Origin of the sequence: Shewanella sp. 6_MG-2023, from assembly GCF_030547195.1 — a bacterium.
Taxonomy (GTDB): Bacteria; Pseudomonadota; Gammaproteobacteria; order Enterobacterales; family Shewanellaceae; genus Shewanella.
In genome coordinates this window covers 45,633-69,486 of record NZ_JAUOQU010000012.1, presented here as the reverse complement: position 1 = coordinate 69,486, position 23,854 = coordinate 45,633, and the positions used below count along the sequence as shown (strand labels likewise).

General features: G+C 41.3%; 23 protein-coding genes. 10 read left to right on the top strand and 13 right to left on the bottom strand.

What is annotated here, in order from left to right; all coding sequences use genetic code 11:
* Positions 1–76: 76 nt before the first annotated feature.
* From Q4533_RS09105 to rplU, 7 genes are all read right to left on the bottom strand, one after another.
* Positions 77–469, bottom strand: a complete 393-nt coding sequence (locus Q4533_RS09105; protein WP_102438859.1) for a DUF3718 domain-containing protein — start codon at positions 467–469, stop codon at positions 77–79.
* Between the two features lie 80 nt (positions 470–549).
* Positions 550–1,032 carry a type 3 dihydrofolate reductase gene (folA, locus tag Q4533_RS09100; protein WP_102475568.1) on the bottom strand — a complete coding sequence of 161 codons (483 nt, stop codon included), beginning with the start codon at positions 1,030–1,032 and terminating at the stop codon, positions 550–552.
* 32 nt (positions 1,033–1,064) lie between these two features.
* A complete protein-coding gene (locus Q4533_RS09095) occupies positions 1,065–1,532 on the bottom strand; it encodes a threonine/serine exporter family protein (RefSeq protein ID WP_102438863.1) in 468 nt (155 codons plus the stop codon).
* On the bottom strand, positions 1,529–2,293 hold the full coding sequence (locus Q4533_RS09090) for a threonine/serine exporter ThrE family protein (RefSeq protein ID WP_102438865.1): 765 nt from the start codon (positions 2,291–2,293) through the stop codon (positions 1,529–1,531). The genes Q4533_RS09095 and Q4533_RS09090 overlap by 4 nt, the downstream gene beginning before the upstream one ends.
* A 14-nt stretch (positions 2,294–2,307) precedes the next feature.
* Positions 2,308–3,474, bottom strand: a complete 1,167-nt coding sequence (gene cgtA, locus Q4533_RS09085; protein ID WP_076541219.1) for an Obg family GTPase CgtA — start codon at positions 3,472–3,474, stop codon at positions 2,308–2,310.
* A 263-nt stretch (positions 3,475–3,737) separates the two neighbouring features.
* A complete protein-coding gene (gene rpmA, locus Q4533_RS09080) occupies positions 3,738–3,992 on the bottom strand; it encodes a 50S ribosomal protein L27 (RefSeq protein WP_055024328.1) in 255 nt (84 codons plus the stop codon).
* 16 nt (positions 3,993–4,008) lie between these two features.
* Entirely contained in the window at positions 4,009–4,320 is a 312-nt protein-coding gene (rplU, locus tag Q4533_RS09075; RefSeq protein ID WP_076541221.1) for a 50S ribosomal protein L21, read from the bottom strand.
* Positions 4,321–4,600: 280 nt separating this feature from the next.
* Between rplU and ispB the strand changes: the two genes are divergently transcribed.
* The gene (gene ispB / locus Q4533_RS09070; RefSeq protein WP_102438869.1) at positions 4,601–5,572 is read left to right on the top strand and encodes an octaprenyl diphosphate synthase; all 972 of its coding nucleotides are present in this window, start codon (positions 4,601–4,603) and stop codon (positions 5,570–5,572) included.
* Between the two features lie 76 nt (positions 5,573–5,648).
* Here the strand turns inward: ispB and ung are convergent, their stop codons facing one another.
* Positions 5,649–6,314 (bottom strand): uracil-DNA glycosylase, encoded by a 666-nt coding sequence (gene ung, locus Q4533_RS09065; protein ID WP_303502623.1) that lies wholly within the window; start codon positions 6,312–6,314, stop codon positions 5,649–5,651.
* A gap of 68 nt (positions 6,315–6,382) precedes the next feature.
* Here ung and Q4533_RS09060 point away from each other — a divergent pair, with 68 nt between their 5' ends.
* On the top strand, positions 6,383–6,928 hold the full coding sequence (locus Q4533_RS09060) for a prepilin-type N-terminal cleavage/methylation domain-containing protein (RefSeq protein ID WP_102475570.1): 546 nt from the start codon (positions 6,383–6,385) through the stop codon (positions 6,926–6,928).
* Between the two features lie 119 nt (positions 6,929–7,047).
* Positions 7,048–7,380, top strand: coding sequence for a DUF3144 domain-containing protein (locus Q4533_RS09055; protein ID WP_102438875.1), 333 nt, complete (start codon positions 7,048–7,050; stop codon positions 7,378–7,380).
* Positions 7,381–7,450: 70 nt separating this feature from the next.
* Here the strand turns inward: Q4533_RS09055 and Q4533_RS09050 are convergent, their stop codons facing one another.
* Entirely contained in the window at positions 7,451–8,068 is a 618-nt protein-coding gene (locus Q4533_RS09050; protein WP_102438877.1) for a LysE family translocator, read from the bottom strand.
* Positions 8,069–8,264: 196 nt separating this feature from the next.
* On the opposite strand from Q4533_RS09050, the gene Q4533_RS09045 reads away from it, so the two are divergent.
* Positions 8,265–8,795, top strand: a complete 531-nt coding sequence (locus tag Q4533_RS09045) for a thioredoxin family protein (RefSeq protein ID WP_102519357.1) — start codon at positions 8,265–8,267, stop codon at positions 8,793–8,795.
* Between the two features lie 87 nt (positions 8,796–8,882).
* Here the strand turns inward: Q4533_RS09045 and Q4533_RS09040 are convergent, their stop codons facing one another.
* Positions 8,883–11,450, bottom strand: a complete 2,568-nt coding sequence (locus Q4533_RS09040) for a TonB-dependent siderophore receptor (protein ID WP_102438881.1) — start codon at positions 11,448–11,450, stop codon at positions 8,883–8,885.
* A 474-nt stretch (positions 11,451–11,924) separates the two neighbouring features.
* On the opposite strand from Q4533_RS09040, the gene Q4533_RS09035 reads away from it, so the two are divergent.
* On the top strand, positions 11,925–13,523 hold the full coding sequence (locus tag Q4533_RS09035) for an AMP-binding protein (RefSeq protein WP_303458902.1): 1,599 nt from the start codon (positions 11,925–11,927) through the stop codon (positions 13,521–13,523).
* Between the two features lie 108 nt (positions 13,524–13,631).
* Here Q4533_RS09035 and Q4533_RS09030 read toward each other — a convergent pair whose 3' ends face one another.
* Complete coding sequence (locus tag Q4533_RS09030; RefSeq protein WP_277870005.1) at positions 13,632–15,377, bottom strand: ABC transporter transmembrane domain-containing protein; 1,746 nt, start codon at positions 15,375–15,377, stop codon at positions 13,632–13,634.
* 228 nt (positions 15,378–15,605) lie between these two features.
* Positions 15,606–16,013 (bottom strand): hypothetical protein, encoded by a 408-nt coding sequence (locus Q4533_RS09025; protein WP_102475573.1) that lies wholly within the window; start codon positions 16,011–16,013, stop codon positions 15,606–15,608.
* Positions 16,014–16,287: 274 nt separating this feature from the next.
* On the opposite strand from Q4533_RS09025, the gene Q4533_RS09020 reads away from it, so the two are divergent.
* The gene (locus Q4533_RS09020) at positions 16,288–17,439 is read left to right on the top strand and encodes a methyltransferase (RefSeq protein ID WP_102532196.1); all 1,152 of its coding nucleotides are present in this window, start codon (positions 16,288–16,290) and stop codon (positions 17,437–17,439) included.
* Positions 17,440–18,351: 912 nt separating this feature from the next.
* Here Q4533_RS09020 and Q4533_RS09015 read toward each other — a convergent pair.
* Positions 18,352–19,092 carry a FadR/GntR family transcriptional regulator gene (locus tag Q4533_RS09015; RefSeq protein ID WP_102438889.1) on the bottom strand — a complete coding sequence of 247 codons (741 nt, stop codon included), beginning with the start codon at positions 19,090–19,092 and terminating at the stop codon, positions 18,352–18,354.
* Between the two features lie 374 nt (positions 19,093–19,466).
* Here Q4533_RS09015 and Q4533_RS09010 point away from each other — a divergent pair, with 374 nt between their 5' ends.
* The 4 genes from Q4533_RS09010 to Q4533_RS08995 all read left to right on the top strand — a co-directional run bounded on the left by Q4533_RS09010 (position 19,467) and on the right by Q4533_RS08995 (position 23,845).
* The gene (locus Q4533_RS09010; RefSeq protein ID WP_303502622.1) at positions 19,467–19,772 is read left to right on the top strand and encodes a hypothetical protein; all 306 of its coding nucleotides are present in this window, start codon (positions 19,467–19,469) and stop codon (positions 19,770–19,772) included.
* A 110-nt stretch (positions 19,773–19,882) separates the two neighbouring features.
* Positions 19,883–22,174: a polysaccharide lyase 6 family protein gene (locus Q4533_RS09005; protein ID WP_303502621.1), complete on the top strand. Its 2,292-nt coding sequence runs from the start codon at positions 19,883–19,885 to the stop codon at positions 22,172–22,174.
* Between the two features lie 25 nt (positions 22,175–22,199).
* Positions 22,200–22,547 carry a cupin domain-containing protein gene (locus tag Q4533_RS09000; protein WP_102438895.1) on the top strand — a complete coding sequence of 116 codons (348 nt, stop codon included), beginning with the start codon at positions 22,200–22,202 and terminating at the stop codon, positions 22,545–22,547.
* A complete protein-coding gene (locus tag Q4533_RS08995; protein WP_102475577.1) occupies positions 22,544–23,845 on the top strand; it encodes an MFS transporter in 1,302 nt (433 codons plus the stop codon). The genes Q4533_RS09000 and Q4533_RS08995 overlap by 4 nt, the downstream gene beginning before the upstream one ends.
* Positions 23,846–23,854: the final 9 nt, after the last annotated feature.

Sequence of the window (23,854 nt, the reverse complement as noted above, 5' to 3'; positions counted from 1 at the left end):
AAGCTATCAACTTTATTTATGCATAAGATTATATTTGATAATTCACAATTGCTATCACCAAATTAATCAATGCGCTTTACTCACCACTATTAATGCGATCTTGAACTGCAGCAGTAATAGCACTACCACTATGGCCATTGCTATTAGCCCAATCAAGAATGCTTTTCCCGTCGGCTTCTGGTGAACTTAAATCACCAGCAGGAAGACGTTTAGCGATGTACTCACCCACTTCAAATGAATTTGCATTATAAGCGGTTCTTAATAAGCTTGCGCCATCACAAGAAACACCGGTATAGATATTACGTAATTTAACACGACTTTCTTTGAGTTTTTTACGTAGTCGATTTTTATCATTCGATTTAACGTAATCACAAATACTTGCCACAAGTTGATCGGTATCAGCGACTGCTGGGGTTGAAACTGAAGATGCTGCAATTAGGACGGCGACGGCCACAGGCATTAAACGCATCCGATACTCCTTTGTAGGTATTATTATTTTCAGCTTACCATCAAGGGTAAACCTCTATTCAGGGTAAAACAGCTTGTAATTTAACATTTTTTCACAAAAGTGTTAAAGCTATATTGCAATTGTGCTGCATTAACCTGATTAACCTTATCTTGTAACGTCCAGCTATCATCATCCCACTCGGGGAAAAAAGTATCGCCATCAACAGTTAGCTCAATGAAGGTTAGATATAATATATCGGCCAGCGGTAAAATTTCTTTATAGAGCTGCCCACCACCAATGACAACTAATTCATCACAATCTGTAACAAGTTGTTTAGCTTGCTCAAATGAACTCACACATGAAACGCCTTCAATGTGATAATCTGCTTGGCGGCTGATGACAATATTATGTCTACCTGGAAGCGGTCTACCAATAGATTCAAAGGTTTTACGCCCCATCACCACAGGCTTACCTAAGGTCATCGCCTTAAAATGCTTTAAATCTTCAGGTAAGTGCCAAGGCATTTTATTATCTTTACCAATGACACGATTATTGGCCATGGCGGCTATCATTGCGATGCGCATATAAAAATCCTTATTTGATGCTAAAACGGGGGTTAAATAATAGGTCTGGTTCGATAATACACTAATGAGGGCATTGCTAAGCCGACTGATAATGCCCCAAGAATGAATACGGTTTTCAGGCCATTAAGAATGACTATCGAAGTTAAATCACTGCTGACTTGCTCTTGAACACTCAGTTGTACCAAAGCTATCAAGGTATTGTATGCATAGGTACCCGGTACCATGGGTATGATAGCTGCAACAGCATACATTAGCGGCGGCGCGAGGTGACGCTTAGCAAAGCGTATCGTAATAATACCAACGATGGCTGCAGCTGCAAATGTCGCCCACTCTATGGGCATATCAAAATGCATAAGTAGGCTTCTTGAACTATGCCCTATGGCGCCAGCTACCGCACAAAAAGGTAAGTATCGCTTCGGGACATTAAACAACATCGCAAAGCCTAGCGCTGGTATTGCTGAAAAAAGTCCATCATGCAGCAATTCTAAAATAAGATTCATATAAACAAAATCCCACCCAATGCCATTGAAAGTGTAATCCCAATGACAGTAGCCAGTGTTAAGAGTGTCGCGTGGCCCCAGCGAGATATACCCACATTCATATGGCCTTTAACCATATCTGATATCGCATTAATTAACGGAAAACCGGGCACTAACATCAGCACACTGGCAGCCATTGGGGTTTTAGGGGTTGAGGTTAAATCAGTGATGAAGCCGATTTGGGCAATGATTGTGGTGATAAAAGCGGTAATGGCAAAGATAATGAGTGCATTAAAGTGCTTTTTGACTAATGATAATCGCACTGACATACCAATAGCTGAAGCACAGAATGTAATAAGACACGCGGTAATATCACCACCAAACAAGTGACAAAAACTCGCACAAGATAGCCCAATCATCGGGATCAAATATTTTGCAGGATAACTCTTAGGCTCAATGATCTCTAAGCGGCGTTTAACTTGTTTGGCATTGCACACTCCGCGCTCTGCCAAGAGGCAAATGCGTTGTACTTCACACACCACCTTCATATTGATGCCATGCTCTCGAATGCGTCGGGTTGTAGTTATACAGCGGCCATGGACTAAACTGGTCAGTACAAGGGAGTTGGAGGAAATTGAAAGTTCAACGCTGGCAAGACCCAGCGCTTTACCTAAGCGCTGACTGATCTCTTCAACAAGATCAGACTCAGCGCCATAGGCTAGAAGTAATTGTGCACTTCGTACAACAAGACGAGTGATATCATTTTGAGTTTCTGCGTACACTTGTCTCTCGACTATTAACGTTGGTAAATGATTTCCACATCGTAGTCATCGTCATCGAAGTCATCATCAAAGTCGTCGTCGTAATTTTCATTTACCGATTCAACGCTAGCTTCATGGTAGTTATCCCATTTAAACTCAACTTCATCATCTGGGCTAGTGCCTTCATCTTCAGGAGGAAGTGAATTGATGAAATCTAATAGTTTTAAGCTAATGTCTTTAGTGTTCGTTCGGTTGAATGCTGACATAGTGTAAATGTCACCCTTCCAATCCATTTCCTTAACAATGCGATCCATTCTTTCTGCAAGTTCATCTTCATGCAATAAATCGATTTTGTTAAAGACTAACCAACGTGGCTTAGCTGCAAGCTTTGGTGAATACTTTTCAAGTTCAGCCACAATTGAACGCGCAGATTCAACCGGATCACTGCCATCAATAGGATCGATATCGATGATGTGTAATAACACACGACAACGTTCCAAATGCTTCAAGAAACGAATACCAAGACCAGCACCATCTGAGGCACCTTCAATCAAGCCAGGAATATCGGCGATAACGAAGTTTTGCCCAGGTCGTGGACTTACCACACCAAGGTTTGGTACTAGTGTCGTAAACGGATAATCAGCAACTTTTGGTGTTGCACGAGATACCGCACGAATAAAGGTTGATTTACCTGCATTTGGTAAGCCCAATAGGCCGACATCAGCAAGTAACAATAATTCCAGTTTTAAGAAACGTACTTCACCAGGCGTACCTAATGTTTTCTGTCTCGGCGCACGGTTGGTACTGCTTTTAAAGCGCGTATTACCTAAACCGTGGAAACCACCTTTAGCCACAAGTAACTTTTGGCCATGGGTAGTCAAATCACCTAATAATTCTTCAGTATCGAAATCAACAGCACGCGTACCCACAGGTACTTTAAGCATTAAATCTTCACCGCCATGACCGGTACAATCACGGCCACGTCCATTTTTACCACGCTCAGCAATATGCGAGCTGACAAAACGGAAATCAATAAGCGTGTTCATGTTTTCATCTGCGACTAAAAATACACTACCACCATCACCGCCGTCACCACCATCAGGGCCGCCGTCTGGCACATATTTTTCACGTCTGAAGCTAACGCAGCCACTGCCACCGTCACCCGCTTCAACTCTGATTTTAGCCTCATCAATAAACTTCATACATACTCCTGACACCACTTAATGTGTCAATTATAACCTCAAAAGATTGAGATGTGCAGGGAAGCGTAGAAGATACAATCACCATAAATCGCTTACTGCAAAATAAATAATCAACGATGCAAAACATCGCAAATACCGCACGTAAATTTAATCCACTAATTTTTAATAAACTAAAGTCTAGCTAACTAAATCAACAATGAAGTAAAAAAACACAAAAGCCCCGCCAGAAGGCGGGGCTTTCAAAGACTGATTAGAGTCTAGAATTAAGCTTCGATGCTAATAAACTTACGGTTATTAGGACCTTTTACTTGAAACTTAACTTTACCGTCTGTTAATGCAAACAAAGTATGGTCACGACCAATACCTACGTTTACACCAGCGTGGAATTTAGTACCACGTTGACGAACGATGATGTTACCAGCTACAACTGATTCACCACCAAAACGCTTAACACCAAGACGTTTACTTTCCGAATCGCGGCCGTTACGAGTAGAACCGCCAGCTTTTTTATGTGCCATGAGTTAGACTCCTAAATTATGCGCTGATCGCTGTGATTTTAACTTCAGTGAACCATTGACGATGGCCCATTTTCTTTTCGTGATGCTTACGACGATTGAACTTTTGAATAGTTACTTTCTCACCGCGACCGTGGCTAACCACTTCAGCAACAACTTTACCAGTTGCAACTAGAGGTGCACCAACGTGAACGTTCTCACCATCAGCAACCAATAATACTTGATCAAACTCTACAGTTTCACCAGTAGCAACTTCAATTTTTTCTAAACGAACTGTATGACCTTCAGCAACACGATGTTGCTTTCCGCCACTTTGAAAAACAGCGTACATAGCTATTTCACTCCAAATGGACTAACACTCCGGTTCATTGTTATGTTGATACCGGGTGCTAAAAACTTTTAATGACAATGGGCGCGGATTCTACGGCAAGATTTGCATTCTGGCAAGCGTTAAATTTGAATCAATAAAAAAAGCTCGGCTTAACTCCCACTATCTAAGAACAAAAGCTGCCTAAAGCATGAAAATTCGGTAAAATTTGTTAATATACAATTTGAACCTTATATAGTGGGCAATATAATTTTGTCCGGTAGCCTAATAACTAGAGACCATTATGGATTTAAACGCCATTCGTCAACTAGCTGATAACGACATGCAAGCCGTAAATCAGTTAATTTACAAACAACTTGAGTCTGATGTTGCATTAATAAACCAACTCGGTTTTTACATTATCAATGGCGGTGGTAAACGACTACGTCCATTGCTTTCAGTTTTAGCCGCTCGTGCTATCGACTATAAAGGTGAAGAACACCTAAAGTTAGCTGCCATTATAGAGTTTATTCATACGGCATCACTACTACATGATGATGTTGTTGATGAATCAACCTTACGACGTGGCCGTAAAACCGCTAATGCCCTTTTTGGCAATAGCGCTAGCGTACTTGTTGGTGACTTCTTATACACTCGCTCATTCCAGATGATGACTGAGTTAGATAGCATGAAAGTACTGCGCGTACTGGCTGACACCACTAACATTCTTGCCGAAGGCGAGGTTTTACAATTAATGAATTGTAATGACCCTGAAACCACCGAAGAGAATTATATGCGAGTGATTTACTGCAAAACAGCTAAATTATTCGAAGCCGCGACCTTACTCACAGGTGTTATTGCAGATGTGAGCAAAGAGCAACAACACGCATTAGGTGAATACGGTAAATTTTTAGGTACCGCATTCCAACTAACCGATGACTTGCTTGATTACACTGCAGATGCTGATGAGCTAGGTAAAAATATTGGTGACGACTTAGCCGAAGGGAAACCTACCTTACCGCTAATCTATGCCATGGCACACGGTAATGATGAAGCTAAAGCGCTGATCAAAGACGCAATTGAAAATGGAGATGGCACCAAAGCTATCGACGAAATCGTCGCAGCCTTAAAAGATTCAGGTGCATTAGAGTACACCAAGCAAAAAGCCGATGAAGAAGCGGATAAAGCCATTGCGGCATTAGCGCCAATTGCTGATAGCGAATACAAAACCGCGCTTATCTCATTAGCTAAGATTTCAGTTCAGCGTAATAACTAAAAACCACTAAACTAAGCTGTTACTGAATATTAAAATGCACTTGATTGCTATCAAGTGCATTTTTTATTGCTAAGACCTACACTTGCCAATCAATTGGCGCATTATTTTTTGCCACTAATAATTGATTAATAATTGAAAAATGTTTGCAGCCAAAGAACCCACGATAAGCCGATAACGGCGACGGGTGCGGCCCTGAAAGAATATGATGCTGAGGTGAGGTTATCCAGCGGCCTTTTTTTATCGCGTGAGCGCCCCACAGCACAAATATAATAGGTTCAATTTGTTGATTAAGGCATTGCATTACTTGGTCAGTAAAATGCTCCCAGCCCGCTTTTGAGTGCGAATGAGCCTTACTTTCTTCAACGGTTAATACCGTATTAAGCAATAACACCCCTTGTTTAGCCCAAGCCGTTAGGTTGCCATGTTCGGGAATGATAAAACCACTGATATCTTGCTTAAGCTCTTTGTAGATATTTACCAAAGAAGGCGGCGTTTTCACTCCAGCTTGTACCGAAAAACATAAACCGTGAGCTTGCCCTGCCCCATGATAAGGATCTTGCCCTAATACAACCACTTTTACCTGCTTCAATGGCGTTAGATCAAAAGCTGCAAAGGTCTCATTTTCTGGAGGGTATATCACCTTGCCTTGCTGGCGCTCTGTCGCTAAAAAATTCATTAATTCAAGATAATAGCCTTGCTGTTGTTGCTCATTAAACAGCTGCTGCCAATTCGCATATTTCATCTCATACCTACCTATAACCCCTAAACCAATCTACAATTATTTAACAACACATTACTAAAGATGCCTAAATGCAAATTGAAAAGCTCAAAATAACTCAAACTGGGTTTACGCTTATTGAACTGGTTGTCGTCATTATTATACTGGCTATTTTAGCCGTCATCGCTTTGCCTAAGTTTATCAACCTTCAACAAGATGCGCATGTGGCAAATGTAAAAGCCACTGGCGGCAGCTTCGCAACCGGTATCAGCCTCGCGCATATAAAATGGGCTGCGTTAGGCTATTCAGGCCCTGCTGATAATCTGCCAATATTTGAAAATGCCGGTACTGATGGCCAATTAGATATTAATGAGTGGGGATATCCAGCACAAAACTGGCCTCCGTTTGAGCCATCACCAAGGCTAAACAACGTCGCTGATTGTATATCGGTATGGGAAACCGTACTACAAGATGCCCCCAGTGTTTCCACCACTGCCGATGAAAACGTATCAGATTACCAAGCCACCTATATAAATCCTGATCAATGTCGCTATTTTTATAACTCTCTAACGACTTTATCTATTTACTATGACTCTCGAAATGGTCAAGTGATCACTGACTCTGACCCAGACAGTTAAAATGACGTTATTGCTTAATAATTGGATCGAATCCGCAAACTCAATGGTTTTTTACCTGAATTTAAGTTTTAAAGTGGGTAAACTAATTGCAATTAAACCAGTACTAAAAAGTGGAAAATATGTCAGAAGAAAAAACTGAAACAACAATGTACCAAATTGCTGATCAATTTATCGCGCTAGCAAACCAACTTAGCCAGCAAGAAAACGATATTGGCAAAGTCGGTACTGCCCTTCGCTTTGCTGCAGCACGTTACAATGCATTTGAAGCTGCAATTAAGTCTTCAAATTTAGAAGCTGAAAAAGATAATGCCTTAGAGTGGTTTTCTGAGGAGTTCAAAGGAATGTTAAGTGAAAACTTAAATGACCATATAAAGAACCCACCAGGAAGCCAGCAGGCATCAGAAGAGGCCGTTGTAGAGAAAGACGATTCAGTACAAGTATTTAAGAACTAACAACTGCTTTAACCAAAAAAAGCCATCGCAAGATGGCTTTTTTGTTCTCTCTATCTGTAATAAATACTATTTAAAATAGATTTATCAACACCCGAACTGCCAGCAAGATAAGTACCACACCCGATAACTTATCAATCAATGCCGCTTTGTTTCGTAACCGATTTAAGATCGGCCCATGGGATAACACCACGGCAATAAGGGTGTACCAAAGCCCATCAACAACCAAGGGCGTTAGCACAATAACGGTTTGACCTGCCATGGTTTCAGCTGCAAGCACAAACTGACTAAATAATGCTAAAAAGAATAATAAAATCTTTGGGTTAAATAATGATATCGCTAAACCGTCTCTTGCAGCCTCAAGTAAAGATGCTGGCACTCCTGCTTGTAGCTTTTGCTCCATACCACCTTTAGAGTTTAGTGCTTGAAACCCCATCCAGGCCAAATAAAGCGCCCCCAGAATCGCAATACCGTTAAACACAATTGGCGACTTTTCTAGCACCACTGCAAGCCCTAATAAGGTCACCAAAGCATAAACACCAATACCTATTGAATGTGCCCAGGCACAAACAACACCATGTAATCGCCCACCAGATAAAGTATGTTTTAACACCATAGCTAAACTAGGACCTGGAGACATGGCTCCTAAACAACAGATAGCCAATAGACCTAACCACGTACTAAACGCCATTTTATTTCCCAAATCATTAATGAGTGAATATTCTTACAATTAAATACAGATGATTATATTCATTTAATTATCTGCAGTTTAATAAAGGCGTAACGTTACCATGAATGACCACTGACAACATGGGTTTAACCTCAAATTAAGTAAAACTTGATATAGTCGCCTATATCTTCTGCATAATTAACTGAGAACACATCCTATGGCCTTATTGCTGCCAATATTACTTGGATTACTACTAACCGGTATCGGTTTACTGATTATCCTAAAAATAAAAGGGAATAATATTCCTACTGCGATCATCGTGTTACTTAGTTTTATGACCTTATGTTTTGGCGGGGTGTATGCTTTTTTACAAAAAGATGAAGATTACAATGCTTATAAACGCTTGCAGTGGCAAACGCTTAACCCAAGCCAAATAGCGCCTTTAGTTGAGCAAGGCTATACTGTATTTGTGGATGTATACGCGGACTGGTGCTTGCCTTGTCGAACCAACCAAGCCAATGTCACCCATAGAGAAAAAGTCGTTAATGTACTTACTGCAGATAATATCATTTTAATGCAAGGCAATTGGACTGAACCTAATGCACTTATCGAAACCTATGTAACCAATGAAGGCGGCATGGGTACGCCATTCAATAAAGTTTACGGCCCTAAGTACCCACAAGGGGTTAAGCTGCCAACAGTGCTCACCATTGAATCATTGTTTGATACTTTAGATGCGGTTAACTGATTCGATTAGTGTTTAGCAAGTTCAACTCAATAAATTTATCGCAAAAAAAAGACTGCAGATGCAGTCTTTCTTGTTCAAGTTAAACGCTTAAAAGCTGTAAGTTAACTTACCGTAGTAGAAGCCACCGTTATAATCGAATGGACCACTTTCATAGTAAACTGCACCTAGAGCACCTAAAGTACCGTCTTTAAGCTTTTGAGCTTCTTGGTCGAAGATATTATTCGCACCCACTGAAATAGTTAATGCATCAACTACCGTATAACTCACTTCAAGGTCAACAGTGAAAGCAGAATCTGCCGTTTCAGAACCCCAATCAGACGTATCATCAGCATGGGTTGCATAGTATTCACCAAAGTAATTACCACGTAACGATACGTTTAAATCGTCCCAGGTTTGATTCCACGTTAAGGTCGCACGATGAGCAGGAATACCATCTTCTAAACGACGCACTTTACCTTCGTCAGTAGTATCTGGATCAAACTTATCAACGTTTGTATCCGTCCAGCCATAGGCAAGACTGAACATTGAGTCACCAGACATCAGCTCTGTTTCATACGAACCCACAATATCAATACCTTGAGTTGTAGTATCAAAGTCATTGGTATAATAAGTAACCGCCGAAATTAACTCAGGAAACTCTACTCCCGCCGCTCTTAACGCATCATAATCATCCGCTTGTACTTCAATTTGACTTGACTGCGCCAGACGACCTGTCACTTCAATATTGTAGTAATCAACCGTTAAGAAAAAGTCTTCATACTCAAATACCGTACCTAAAGCATAGCTGATGGATTCTTCCGGTTCTAAAACTTCACCACCATAAAATGCCGCTAATGGATCCGTTGGTGGAGCAATAAATGTCTGGATCAAATCACCGTTTACAATCGAGGTTTGAGTGTTAACCACATTCTCTTGACCGACTGTTGGCGCTCTAAACCCAGTGCTGTGTGAGCCACGAATTGACAAGTAATCATTCACTGAATATTGGGTTGAAATCTTATAATTTAAGGTATCGCCGAAAGTAGAAAAATCCTCATAACGCAGCGCTAAACCCAATAACCAATCATCAGTTAAATACGCTTCAACATCGGCATAAATACCAATATTGGTTCGAGAGTTTTTACCCGCAGCTTCAGGACCAAAACCTTTAAAGCCATGGGAACCAATATTGAAACCTTGATCTGCGTATGGGCCAGCTAACCAAGAAGCTTCTTCACCTTGAGTAATTTCAAATGACTCTTCACGCCACTCAAAACCCGTTGCAAAGCTAATATCTTCAATTGAGCCAATGGTGAAATAACGCGAGAAGTCGAGGTTGACTGTGGTTTCAACTTGCTCGTAAGCACCGGTATCAAAATCAGTTTGAGTATCTTCAGGGTTAGCCGCTAAACCTAAAGAAGGGTTAAGCGAGTTCCTTAAGCTAAAACTTGCTTTGTTGGCACCGGTACCTGCACTGGCATCATAAGCCCACTCACCAAATTCGCCTTCAAAACCTAAGAAGAAAGACATATCTTCAATGGTCCCAGCAAATTGAGGGGTATAACCACCTGGGCGCACTTGGTTCATTGAGAAACAGTTAGGATCTGCAACCATTGCTGCATATTCAGGGGTATCAAGTACATTAGGTACATTTGCAGGCACAACATCACATGTTGATGGATCGCCATTTACTGCCCCCACTAGCAAGGTTTCGCCGCCATCAAGGGAGTAAACATTGCCACGGTTATGGGGGTTACGGTAATAGAAGCCACCCACAGCATCTCTTGACGATACGTTACCAAATGCATAAAGGCTGTGCTTGTCATTAAAGTCAAAGCCAAGATTCGCAAATACAGTGTAATCATCTTTAATTTCTGGGTTACCCCATATTTGGGCAGGATCATTAACGAATGTGTTTCCTCCCGCAATTAAACCCGCAGCATCAGGGCGCTGTACACTGCGACTGGTTGCATCAGCAGTTTTGTATTGCGCACTAATATTAACGAAGCCAGCATCTGTTAACGGCAATCCGATGTTGCCATCCACGGTTGTCGTTGCACCATCGCCTTCATAATATTCACCGTGAGAAACAGAGACAGAGCCACCTTCAGCGCTATCTTTTAATTGGAAGTTCATTACACCTGCAATGGCATCAGAACCATATTGCGCCGCGGCGCCATCACGCAGCACTTCAACTTGCTTTAACGCAATACTTGGAATCACCGAAATGTCAGGCCCTTGAGCACCATCATTTATGCCACCTCCTTGGAATGCAATGACAGACGCACGATGACGTCGCTTACCATTAACAAGGATTAAAGTACTGTCTGAAGGCAATCCACGTAAATTGACTGGGCGTACAAGGGTTGCAGCATCACTAATCGGCTGAGCGCGCGAGTTAAATGATGGTACTGAGGTGACCAACATATCAATCATGTCGGTAGAGCCATTCTTCCTTAAATCATCAGCGCTAATGATATCGATAGGTACAGGGGACTCACCCACTGAACGAGGTGCAGCGCGGCTACCTACAACAGCAATTTTTTCTACATTGTCTGCAACTTCTTCCGCAGCTGCGACTTGAGTAGACATGACTGAACCAGTCAATGCTACTGTAATTGCGAGGCTTAATGAGCTAAAGCCAAACTTGGTTGTTTTCTTTAGATTGGTCATCATGTGGTCTCTTTATTTATTATATTTTTGCTTGTGACTCATTTTTATTCATAAACATATGATTAAAAATCGTCTCTCCCAAAATGAAATACATCATCTCAGTTACATTTCTATAACAAATGCAAGCTAATTGCGAACAATTTCGATTAGCTCTCAAAATAATCTACGCATTTCGAGGTAATAACAGAGTAAAAGACTAAAACACTAACTAAATGAATAGCAAGACAGTTGATAACGCTGACTTTATACTTACAAACCAATTAACCATGAGGCTCAAGAACACCTTTCTAGTTCAAAAAACCATCAAAACTGAACGAATAGATAATGCTAACCATCAGCCATTATAGAGCAAAAACTCCATACTTTTTAATACTATAATTTTACAAAGCTATAGAATGTTGTTGACCTGTTAACTAAAACCACTCTAATCTAAACGCCTGTTTGAAATGCAGCAAAAAAACAACAAAGGGGATAAGCATGGGGTATGACGCAGATAAAGAACTCAATCTACAGCAATATGATTCATTGGTAGATTTGATCGAACAAACTTGCCAACGTTATGGGGATAATGTGGCTTATGCTTGTTTGGGGAAACAAACCACCTTTAAAGAACTCGAACTTACTTCACGTCAGTTTGCCGCCTACATGCAAAACCATAGTCAGCTAAAACCTGGGGATCGCATCGCGATTCAGTTGCCAAATATCACTCAATTTGTGATTGCCGCATACGGTGCAATTCGTGCGGGGCTAATCATAGTCAACACTAACCCGCTGTATACTGAACGTGAGCTAATCCATCAGTTTAATGATTCCGGCGCAAAAGCCTTGGTGGTGTTATCTGACTTATTACCCACATTAAATAATGTAGTTGCGAAAACTGATATTGAATTAGTCATCAGCACCCATGCACTGGATTTAATTAATCCTCAGCCTCAAGCCGACACCCCTTTTGCAAAAGTCGAATTTAACCACATGCTCGCCTTAGGTGAACAATCAAGCTTTAGTCCTTACAAACCTCAGCAAGAAGATCTAGCCGCGCTGCAATACACTGGCGGCACCACGGGCTTATCAAAAGGTGCCATGCTAAGTCATCGCAATATGTTGGCTAACTCAGGCCAAGTAAAATCGCGTATTGCCAGCACTATGACTGAAGGCAAGGACATTTTTGTCGCGCCGTTACCGATTTATCATATCTATGCCTTTATGGTGAATTTAGTCCTGTATTTTGAATCTGGCAGCTGCTCAGTGCTAATCCCTAACCCACGCGATATTGCAGGCTTAATAAAGACTATGGCCAGTTATCCGTTTACTGGCTTTGCAGGGCTTAATACTTTATTTGTTGGCCTATGCCACCAACCAGAATTTCAAGCATTGGATTTTAGTAAGTTAACCATTACGCTCTCTGGCGGCACAGCACTGACAAGTGCTGCGGCAAATATTTGGCAAAAAACTACTGGCAGTATGATATCTGAGGGTTATGGCTTATCAGAAACCGCCCCGGTAGTGAGCTTAAATGCGCCGGGTTACCAAAAGTTAGGCACTATTGGTAAACCTGTATTGGCCACCGAGGTTAAAATATTAGATATAAACGATGAAGAAGTGCCATTAGGTGAAGCTGGCGAACTTGCAGTTAAAGGCCCACAAGTGATGCAAGGCTATTGGCAAAAGCCTGAAGAAACCGCCAAAGTCATGACCCGTAACGGTTATTTTAAAACTGGCGATATTGCAGTCGCTACTGAAGATGGTTTTCACAAAATAGTCGATCGCAAAAAAGACATGATTATCGTTTCAGGTTTTAATGTTTATCCCAATGAAGTGGAAGATATTTTATCCCAAAACGAATTAGTGCTTGAGTGCGCGGTAGTCGGTGTCGAAGATGAAAAATCCGGTGAAGCAGTTAAAGCAGTGATCGTTTTAAAAGATCCCTCAATTGATGAAGCGCAAACCAAACAGCAAATTTCAGATTATTGCCGCAGCCAATTAACAGCCTATAAAATTCCACGCATTATTGAGTTTACCGAGCAACTGCCGAAAAGCACTGTGGGTAAAATCTTACGCCGCGAGTTAAGAAAGTAGCAGTCCACGGTATATGATTTAAAAGAAATATCATTCGTAACAACATCAAAAATGCCTTCACAATTGAAGGCATTTTTTTATCGCTGGCTAAACTGAAAATAGTCAGCGCTAAGCAGATTCTTGCCCTATGTCAATGTCAGCGAGTAATTGCAAGCTGGCAAACGCGTTATAAATTTCACTTGTATGCATTAGCTCTTGGTGTGTGCCCACAGCAACGACTTGGCCTTTTTCTAACACCACAATTCTGTCGGCATTAATCACTGTGGCTAATCGATGGGCAATGATCAAGGTGGTTCTGCCCTGCATCAGATTATCTAAACCTTGCTTTACATACACTTCACTCACCGCATCTAGGGCACTGGTGGCTTCATCTAATAATAGAATAGGTCTGTCTGCCAATATGGCTCTGGCAATGGCAATGCGCTGTTTTTGACCACCTGAGAGCTTAACGCCTCTCTCACCTAAATAGGTATGATAGCCGTCAGGTAACTCATTAATAAATTCATCAGCTTTAGCTGTTTTACAAGCGTTAATAACCTCATCTTCGCTGGCATCAACCCGGCCATAGCGAACATTTTCAAGTACGTTAGTGGCGAAAATAACTGAGTCTTGTGGCACTAATGCATACTGCTCGCGTAATTGGTTTAAGCTCAACTGCGAGATATCAAATCCATCTAACTTAACAGCGCCTGAGCGAGGTTGATAAAAACGTAGCAGCAATTCAAATAAGGTACTTTTACCGGCGCCGCTTTCTCCTACCAACGCAACTCTTTCACCCGCCTTAATCTGTAAATCAATGCCTTTAATGACATCATCGGCAACACTAGGGTAAGCAAAACGTAACTGCTCTAGACTCAGTTGGCCTTTAACCTCATCAGGGAGCATCTGAGGCGTTGTAACTTGTGGTAAATCAATAGGAGTGTTCACTAACTCAACTAATCGCTCTGCAGCGCCTGAGGCGCGCTGAATTTCACTGAACACTTCACTAATGGTGGCCACTGCACCTGCTGCCATTACCGCATAAAACATAAAGGCGGATAATTCACCAGCGGTAATATTTTGCGCCATCACATCTTGCGCCCCAACCCACAGCACCAAGGCAATAGCGGCAATACTTAAAAACATTACTGAAGATATTAAAATAGAGCGATAGAGAATACGGCTTTTAGCCGCGGTCATCACAGCTTCAACTTGCTCATTGAACACGTAGCGATCTTTACTTTCATGGCCGTAGGCTTGCACGGTATGAATTTCATGGAGGGTTTCATCGATATACGCCCCCAGATCGCCCACTTTATCTTGGCTGGTACGTGAATACTGACGCACTTTTTTACCAAGAAAAATAACCGGAACAAACACCATAGGCACAGCCAGTAACACTAAGCCCGTTAACTTAATACTGGTCAGCGCCATCATCACTATAGCGCCGAGCACGGTAACACTTGAGCGAAACGCCATCGACAAACTACTGCCCACCACACTTTGCAATAACGTGCTGTCAGCGGTAAAGCGTGAAATCACTTCACCAGTGCGCTGCTCGGCAAAAAATGCCGGCGATAATGACAATAAATGGTTATATACTTTCAAGCGAATATCAGCGATAACCCGCTCACCTAGCCAAGTCATTAAGTAAAAGCGACAAAAGACCGCCGTGCCACTTACTGCGGTTATCACTAATATAAACAAGACGATTTCATTGAGCCGGCCAGCGTTATCAGCCACAAAGCCTTCATCGACCATCATCTTCACTCCTTGGCCTAGTGATAACCAAGCAAATGAGCCGATAAATAAAAAGATAATTGCCGCTACCACTCTCATTCGATAAGGCTTAAGAAATGTCATAATCCACGGCAATACTGGAAATGCTTGTTTAGACGATGGCTTTTGTTCAAGTGGCTGTGAAGGCGAGTCAGTAGTCAAAATAGATACCAATAAAAACTAAGTAGCCAAATAGTACCAATAAACAATCAAGCAGATGAAGATAAATATAGCATTGACAATACTGAGCCAATTATTGAACTCAGCATTGTTGCAAAATGGTGCAGGGTTTTACTATTGCTTGCAGTAAAACAAAACAGTAGATTAGCTCAAGCTGTTACTGTCGATGGTTTTCAGTGAGCGTAAAAATATCCCTAAGCCGCCAACACTCAGCACTAAGATAACAATTAATTCGAACGCGCTCATTTGGGTAAAGCGAAAATTAATTGAGCTAATCACGCCGAAGATAAGCGCAACCAGTGAGCCAAAGGTTAGGATCCAGCCAAAAATATTTTTGGCATTGTAAAACATCAAACCTACTCCAAACATAAATGGGATCATGATCATGCCACTGGTCAGGTTCATACCGCCCATTCTGTATAGACTATGCCCCATACCAAATGAACTGGTGATTTTAATGGCATTCAGTAGCATATAAAAACCACCGCACATCATAATCAAACCAATAAAAAATGACCCAATTCCACCTGACGTTCCACCTGCACCTTTCATACAATTCCTTTGTAAATGTTAATGTTATTAGCGCGTTGAGCTTAATCTATTGCCTATGTAATCTAGCATCAGTCACCTTGGCGCTGCAAACCTTATCAGCCTATGTCGAACAAATACGCCACAGGGCAATTTGGGTGTAAGGCGTCATCATTATAGATATGGCGATTAAACGGGGCGATTAACTGCAGATAAGCCCTGAGTTCCTCTCGCACAATAAACGCTTATCTGCGATAATTATCGGCTATTTTGATGATGTTGATGACAGGTAATTATAATGACGGCAAACCAATTCTCATGTGAAGGAATTGAGTTAACACTTTTTCGCTATCCAAAGCAGCAAGAGTCCAACCTGCAAGCTTGGGATGCCGCCGATGAACACCTGATAAAACATATTATTGAGTCAAGCCAGATTCAGTCAAACACGAGCCCAGTTAATACCGCCATCATTAATGATAATTTTGGGGCGCTGCAATGCGGCCTTGTTGCGATTGAGCCAAGCTGGCCTTTATTTGTGGAAACCGACGCGAAAACCAGTTTACTGGGGGCTGAGTTAAACTTAGCAGCCAATCAACTGCCATCAGATAATATCCAGCGTTTTCATAGCCGTGAGCTATTACCTGACACCTTGCAGCTAGTGTTAATGAAGCTGCCAAAAAACCTCAGTTATTTTGCTCATCAATTGCAGCGCTTATCTCAGGTTTTACCAAAAGGTACTCAGGTACTCATTGGCGCTAAAGCAAAAACCATCAATAAAGCGATTTTAGCCGTCATTGAGAAAAATTTAGGCGCTGCTAATGCTAGCTTAACTTGGAAGAAAACCCGCGTAATCACTTGTATTGCTGACGGTAATAAACGCCAACTTCCACAAGCTGTCAACTGGCCTGTTGATGAGTTATCACTTAACATCAGTAACTTAAGCAATGTATTTGCCGCTAACAAGCTCGATATTGGTGCTCGTATCATGCTAGATAACTTGCCAGAAGGTGAGTTTAATACCGTTATAGATCTTGGTTGTGGTAATGGTATTTTAGGCCTGCGAGCCGGACAACTTTACCCGCAAGCAACTATCCACTTTGTAGACGACTCAGAAATGGCCGTTGCATCGAGTCGTCACAATTGGCAAGCAAATGGCTTTGCTCGTGAAAAAGCGCAGTTTCATTGGGATGATTGTTTAACCCACTTAGATGCTGAAATGGTGGCTGATTTGGTGTTGTGTAACCCTCCTTTTCACCAGGGGGAAGCAATAACCGATCACATTGCATGGCAGATGTTTGTTGATGCCCGTAAACGTTTAGCCCCTGGCGGCATGTTACAAGTCGTGGGCAATCGGCATTTGGCTTACCATGTAAAATTGAAGCGTTTATTTAAAAACTGCAACACTGTGGCGTCAAATGGTAAGTTTGTTATTTTACAAGCAATTAAGTAAACCCTGCCAGACTCAACCTTTGTTCAAGCTTCGATTAAGCCTTTAACTTAAAGGCTTAATCGCGCTAACAGTTAAACGACTCATTGTGGCTAATCAGTGCAGTTAATCTGTGCCGCTAATCTGTGTTAGTCATATCAGGCCCTAGTTTCAATACTTCTCCCCCACAGATACTTTACTCGGCCGAGTCAAAACAGTTAACCGCCAAGACGAGCATTACCACTTAAGTTGTTACTCATGTAAGTTTATTACCAGCTGTAACAATCGAGCTTACCATAACGGCTAATGATCGAAGACTGGCTATAAAATAAAGCGCCTAATAAATCGATATTGATATGACACCCTATAGCAAATTATAACGCTATTAACTAACCCGAGACGCTATTATTCAAGCTAATAAGCTGCCACCAGCCCCTAAATAAAAGCTTAGATAAGGCAATTGAATTGGTAATAACAACAGAAAAAATTGGTATACCAATAGACCAGCTAGATGATCTTCGTAACCAACGCCAAAAATACAAACAAATATCATTCTCAGAAAATTTGTTACAATTTAGTAATAAAAAAACTTTTAAGATAGCAAGGTAATTACATGCTTTTTAAGCACCTATCATCACTTTTTCACTGTAAATCAATAAAAGCTTATCCCGAAGGTTTAATATAATGTCCAATAAACTGACAATCCTTGTTAATTGATAAGGTAAAATATCACCAGGGTTAGACTCTAGACCAACTCGGCTTAAGTCATTAAATTAGTGATTTGAATTAGCGATTTGAATTAGCGATAAGAGTAAAAAAGACAACCTTTAACCGCAGCCCTTGCTTTGGCCGCTGATTTTGTACAAAAAAACAAACAGAATTCTCTACAACCATAAAAAAAGGACGCTTAGCGTCCTTTAAAGTGTGTATTGATGGTTAACTTAATCTGTTAACCAAGTTATCAATTGAATATAAATCACGCTTCTCACTGTTTTTACGTTTCACTTCTTCAAGTGATTTAGCCTCAACAGTATCAAACAATACATTAATCAAGCGATTAAAGTGTTTGTGCATAGCTGCACGCGCCTCTGAAGCATCTGCTGCGGCGAGAGCCTCATAAATGGCAGTATGTTCATCTAAGGTCTTCTGGTTGTCTTTGCTACAAACGCTATCATAGTCGTCAATAATTTTTGGACTTGATGCCCGCAGTGCCCACAAGCTTTCAAACATTTTGATTAATGCACCGTTACGAGTAGAGTTAGCGATGATGTTATGAAACATTTGATCTGCTTCTTCTACATAAGACTTATTTTCCATCATAATCAATGTCTTATTTAACTCTACCAATTCTTCTTCGGTAATAGTATTTGCTGCAAGTGCAGCTATCTCACCTTCAACAAGTGCTCTAGCCTGGGTTAATTCAAAGGCGTTGATTTTGTTTTTTAGCTGGGACTGATTGACTGATTGTAAGACGTAAACACCCGAACCCGTTTTAACTTCAATTTTCTCTCGCACTTCCAGTGCAATAATCGCCTCACGAATGGTTGGACGGCTAACATCAAACTTTTCAGCTAGCTCCCTTTCTGGAGGTAAACGACTACCAGGTACATATTCGCCGCGAGTAATAGACGCTTCAATCTCTTCTACGATGCGCCAAAACATACGTCTATTTTTCATGTTTGGTCCTTCAATATTTTAAAAAATAACAATTTGCATAACCTACATCATATCGATTTAGTAATTCAACGCAAAGCCTATTTATCAGTTTAGATTGCAATTCAGCAATCATACAAGCAGTAATCATTGTTACTTTAATGTTATTGGTAATAACAAAAAAGTAAAGTCAATTTAATATTGGTAACACAAAATGGTTGACACGCACCGTGACCATTGGTTAGTTTCTATGCAGCGAAAGGTTGTATTTAAAGATCATGTTTAAAGGATTGTGTTCGCATTTAAATACAATATTTTATCTGGGGAGATAAACGTGAAACTTAATAAAATAAGCGACGCATTAAGGTTAAGTAAGCTTAACTGGCAGCCAAAATATTGTGCCTGATGCAAATCTATTTGGTTTCTCACCACAAGTGGCATCTGCGTCAGTGTATTGGGAAGGTGATTGGGCAACATTCAGAGTACTTTATAAGTACCGAGAATCGTATTTCCAACCTAATAACTTGCCGTTTCCAGATAGTTCAAACCGTTATGTGCAAGATTCTGATTACTTATCTGTATCACTTAAAGCGCTAAACCTGCTAGACGAGCCACAAATCATGACTCGTGGTAATGACACCACAGTTTCTGACTACTCTCGTTCAGGGCCTAAGTATTTCCTTGGCGCGAAAGTTAAGTTTTAATCCGCATTAGAAACTTAGCATTGCCACTCCTACCCCACTATTGAGCTAGGAGTTTATTTACGATTAAAACAACACTAAAACTCAGTATAAAAATAACAATGAGCGTACTAATGCAATATCAATATTTACCTAGCAAGGATAAAAACTTAAAACATATTGCTCTTATGCTGTGTCTATCGGCATTAAGCCCTTTCTTATCGCTCAATGCAGCCACTTACACAGTGAAGACGCCTGTGGAATATAACCAAACAATAAAAAATATTGTCGCAGGTGATGAAATCATCTTGGCTGACGGTATTTGGCAAGACTTTGAAATCAACTTTAGCGGTCAAGGCACAAAAGCGGCCCCCATCACACTGTCAGCGCAAACCAAAGGCAAAGTCATATTATCAGGACAATCTAATTTGCGTTTATCTGGCCAGTATTTACATGTAAGCGGCTTAGTATTTAAAAATGGCTACAGTCCAAGCCGTGAAGTGATTGCCTTTAGAAGCAGTGATGATGATTTTGCTCATCATTCGCGAGTATCTGAAGTGGTCATCGACAACTTCAATAAGCCAGAGCGATTTGATTCTGATCAGTGGGTGGCGCTGTATGGTAAAAATAACCGCTTCGACCACAATCATTTAGTGGGTAAGCGTAATAAAGGCGTGACCTTAACGGTGCGATTAAAATCGCCGTTAAGTCAGCAAAATAATCATCAGATTGATCATAACTACTTTGGTCCTCGGCCAACCTTGGGATCCAATGGCGGTGAAACAATCCGCATTGGCACTAGCCATCATTCCATGTCGGCATCGCAAACTGTCATCGAAAATAACTACTTTGACCGCTGTGATGGCGAAGTAGAAATCATCTCCGTTAAGTCCGGCAACAACACCATTCGTAACAACACCTTTTTTGCATCCCGCGGCACCTTAACCCTACGTCATGGTAATGCTAACCAAATAAGCAGCAATGTATTTTTAGGTAATGGCGTAGAGCACACTGGCGGCGTTCGGGTGATCAATCGCGATCAAATCGTCACCAACAACTACTTTGAAGGCTTAACGGGTTATCGCTTTGGCAGTGGCTTCACCATTATGAATGGCGTACCTAACTCGCCTTTAAATCGTTATCACCAAGTGGTTAATGCCAATATTAATCACAACAGTTTTATTGATGTAAACCATATTCATTTAGCTGCAGGTAGTGATGCTGAACGCTCTGCTGCGCCGCTAGAAACTCAGTTTTCAAAAAACCTGTTAGTTAATCGCAATCAACTATCACCATTCGCCATATTTGATGATATTTCAGGGATAAGCTTTACTAACAACGTTTCTAATAAGCTTAACAATAACAGCATTACTCAAGGCATTGATGCGCAATCGATTAAACTCGTACGGGCTGAAAATGGCCTGTTATATCCAAGCAATAACGCCTTAAGCGCCTATGGCATATCGACCTCACTCACTCCCACTTTAAAAAGCGCAACTGGCGTGAGTTGGTATCCGAAAACAGAACCAGAAATCGCCTTTGATTCAGGTAACCAAATCGCAGTTTCAACCGCGCAAGAGCTTAAGCAAGCCGTTAACCATGCAAGCGCTGGCGATGTTATCGCACTCAATAACGGCGAATATCAGCTTGAACAAGTGTTACTTATCAATAAGCCGCTCACCATCAAGGCACGAGTAAAGCAACAAGCCAAACTGAGTTTTAGCCAATCCAGCCTATTTGAAATTCAAAATAACGGCAGTTTAAAGCTCGATGGTTTAGTCATTAGCGGTAAAAATAGTACCAATATTGCAGGTAACGATATTGCAGCTAACGATGTTGCAGAAAACAGTGTGGTAAAAACCACCAGCTCCGGCATGTTAACCAATTATCGATTCAGCTTATTAAATAGTGAAATCAAACAACTTGATAACCAGCCTTCATTTCACTTTTTTGACTCAGGTGCGCGAGCTTTTGCCGATAATATTGTCATTAGCAATAATCACTTTATCAATATCAGCGGTGATATTTTAAGGCTCAATAAAGAGACTGATGATAAAGGCATTTATAACGCTGAGTATGTACAAGTAAACAACAATCAGTTTGAGCATATTCAAGGCTCACTGGTTAATTTATATCGCGGCGGTAAAGACGAAAGTACCTTCGGCCCTCACCTTACATTTGTGAATAATCACATCAATCAGGTTGGCCTTGGAAAACGTAATCCCTTCAAAGCCAGCTTATACCTTCATGGCGTGCAAGTGACCGATATGGCTAATAATCAATTTACTGACAGTGCCGCAGTCAAAATAGAACACACCACAGGTGACCCCATCACTCAACTCAGTCATAACCAATTTACTCATACGCTACTACCAACCATTAGCGCGCTTTATGAAAACCCTAAATTTATCCATAAAAACCAATAACTAAAAATAAGCAGTAGGAGTCACAATGAAACAGAGCGAACATTTTTCATTTGGAAATGAAACAGAAATTGAAGACATTGGCGGCGGTTTAAAGCGTCAAATGCTTGGGTTTAATCAAGAGCTAATGGCAGTAAAAATTTGGTTTGAGAAAGGAGCCATTGGTTACAATCATGCCCACAGACACTCACAAGTTTCATACGTTGTGGAAGGTGAATTTCACTTTAATATCGATGGCGTCACTAAAATTCTAAGAGCGGGTGATAGCTGTATGATCCCGCCTCATGCAGACCATGGGGCCACTTGCCCAACAGGCGGTATTTTAATTGATACCTTTAGTCCCGCAAGAGAAGATTTCATTGAGGGACTAAAATGAAAATAAGAAACTTACGCTGGTGGGTGATTCTACTCATCGCATTAGCTACGGTAATTAATTATATCGACCGTTCAGCGCTAAGCGTGCTTTGGCCTGATATTGTTGAAGATATATTCCCTAATGAAACCGCACTAGAGCGCAAACAGATCTATGCCAATATTTCTATTGTATTCATATTATCTTATGCCTTTGGTCAGGCGATATTTGGTAAAATATTTGACTGGATTGGTACCCGACTAGGCTTTGTGCTCTCAATTGGGGTGTGGTCGATTGCAACAGCTGCGCATGCATTCGCACAAGGCATGCTGAGCTTCAGTATCTTTAGAGCAATTCTGGGTCTGGCTGAGGCTGGTAACTGGCCAGGCGCAGCTAAAAGTAATGCTGATTGGTTTCCTACAAAAGAGCGTGCTTTAGCTCAAGGCATTTTTAACTCAGGCGCTGCGATTGGCGGCATTATATCGATTCCACTTATCGCTTATATGACCGTTTATTTTAGCTGGCAAATGGTCTTCGTTGTCATTGGTTTGGTTGGTTTATTATGGTTAATCCCTTGGATTATCTTAGTTAAAGCACCGCCTAAGTCTCACCCTTGGATTACCGAGGAGGAGCGACAATACATTTTAACAGGTCAGAAATGCACTAACGCTGACGATGAAGTTGATGCAAAAGAATATAACCCGACCACCACAGAGCTACTTTCTCATAAGCAAAGTTGGGGGGTGATTATTGCGTCTGCAGCAATCGATCCTATCTGGTGGTTGTTTGTTTTCTGGATCCCTATTTACCTCAATGAAGTGTACGCCATGGATGTTAAGTCTATTGGGATATACGGTTGGGTGCCTTATGTGGGAGCAATGCTTGGGGCATGGTTTGGTGGCTTACTGGCACAAAACCGTTTAAAAGCAGGTTGGGATACCAATAAAACCCGTAAGCTGACGATTACCCTGGGTTGTTTGATTATGTTGCCATCGCTTTTATCTATGGCAAACCCAGGTGGGCCAACGACCGCGGTAATGATCATGGCGGTGATCTTGTTCGGCTTTCAAACGGCTATTGGTAATGTACAAACACTGCCCAGTGATTTATTTGGGAAAAAAGCTGTGGGTACACTAGCAGGGGTTTCAGGAATGGCTGCCAAGCTAGGGGCATTAGGGTTAACAGCGTTAGTGCCCTATTTAACGGCTGACGGTAACTACACGCCAGCATTTGTTATTGGTGCATCTTTAGCTCTCATTGCCATTGCTGCGGTGTGGATATTGATCCCCAGAATTGAGCCTGTTAGCCCCAAAAGCAAATAGCCTCAGCTC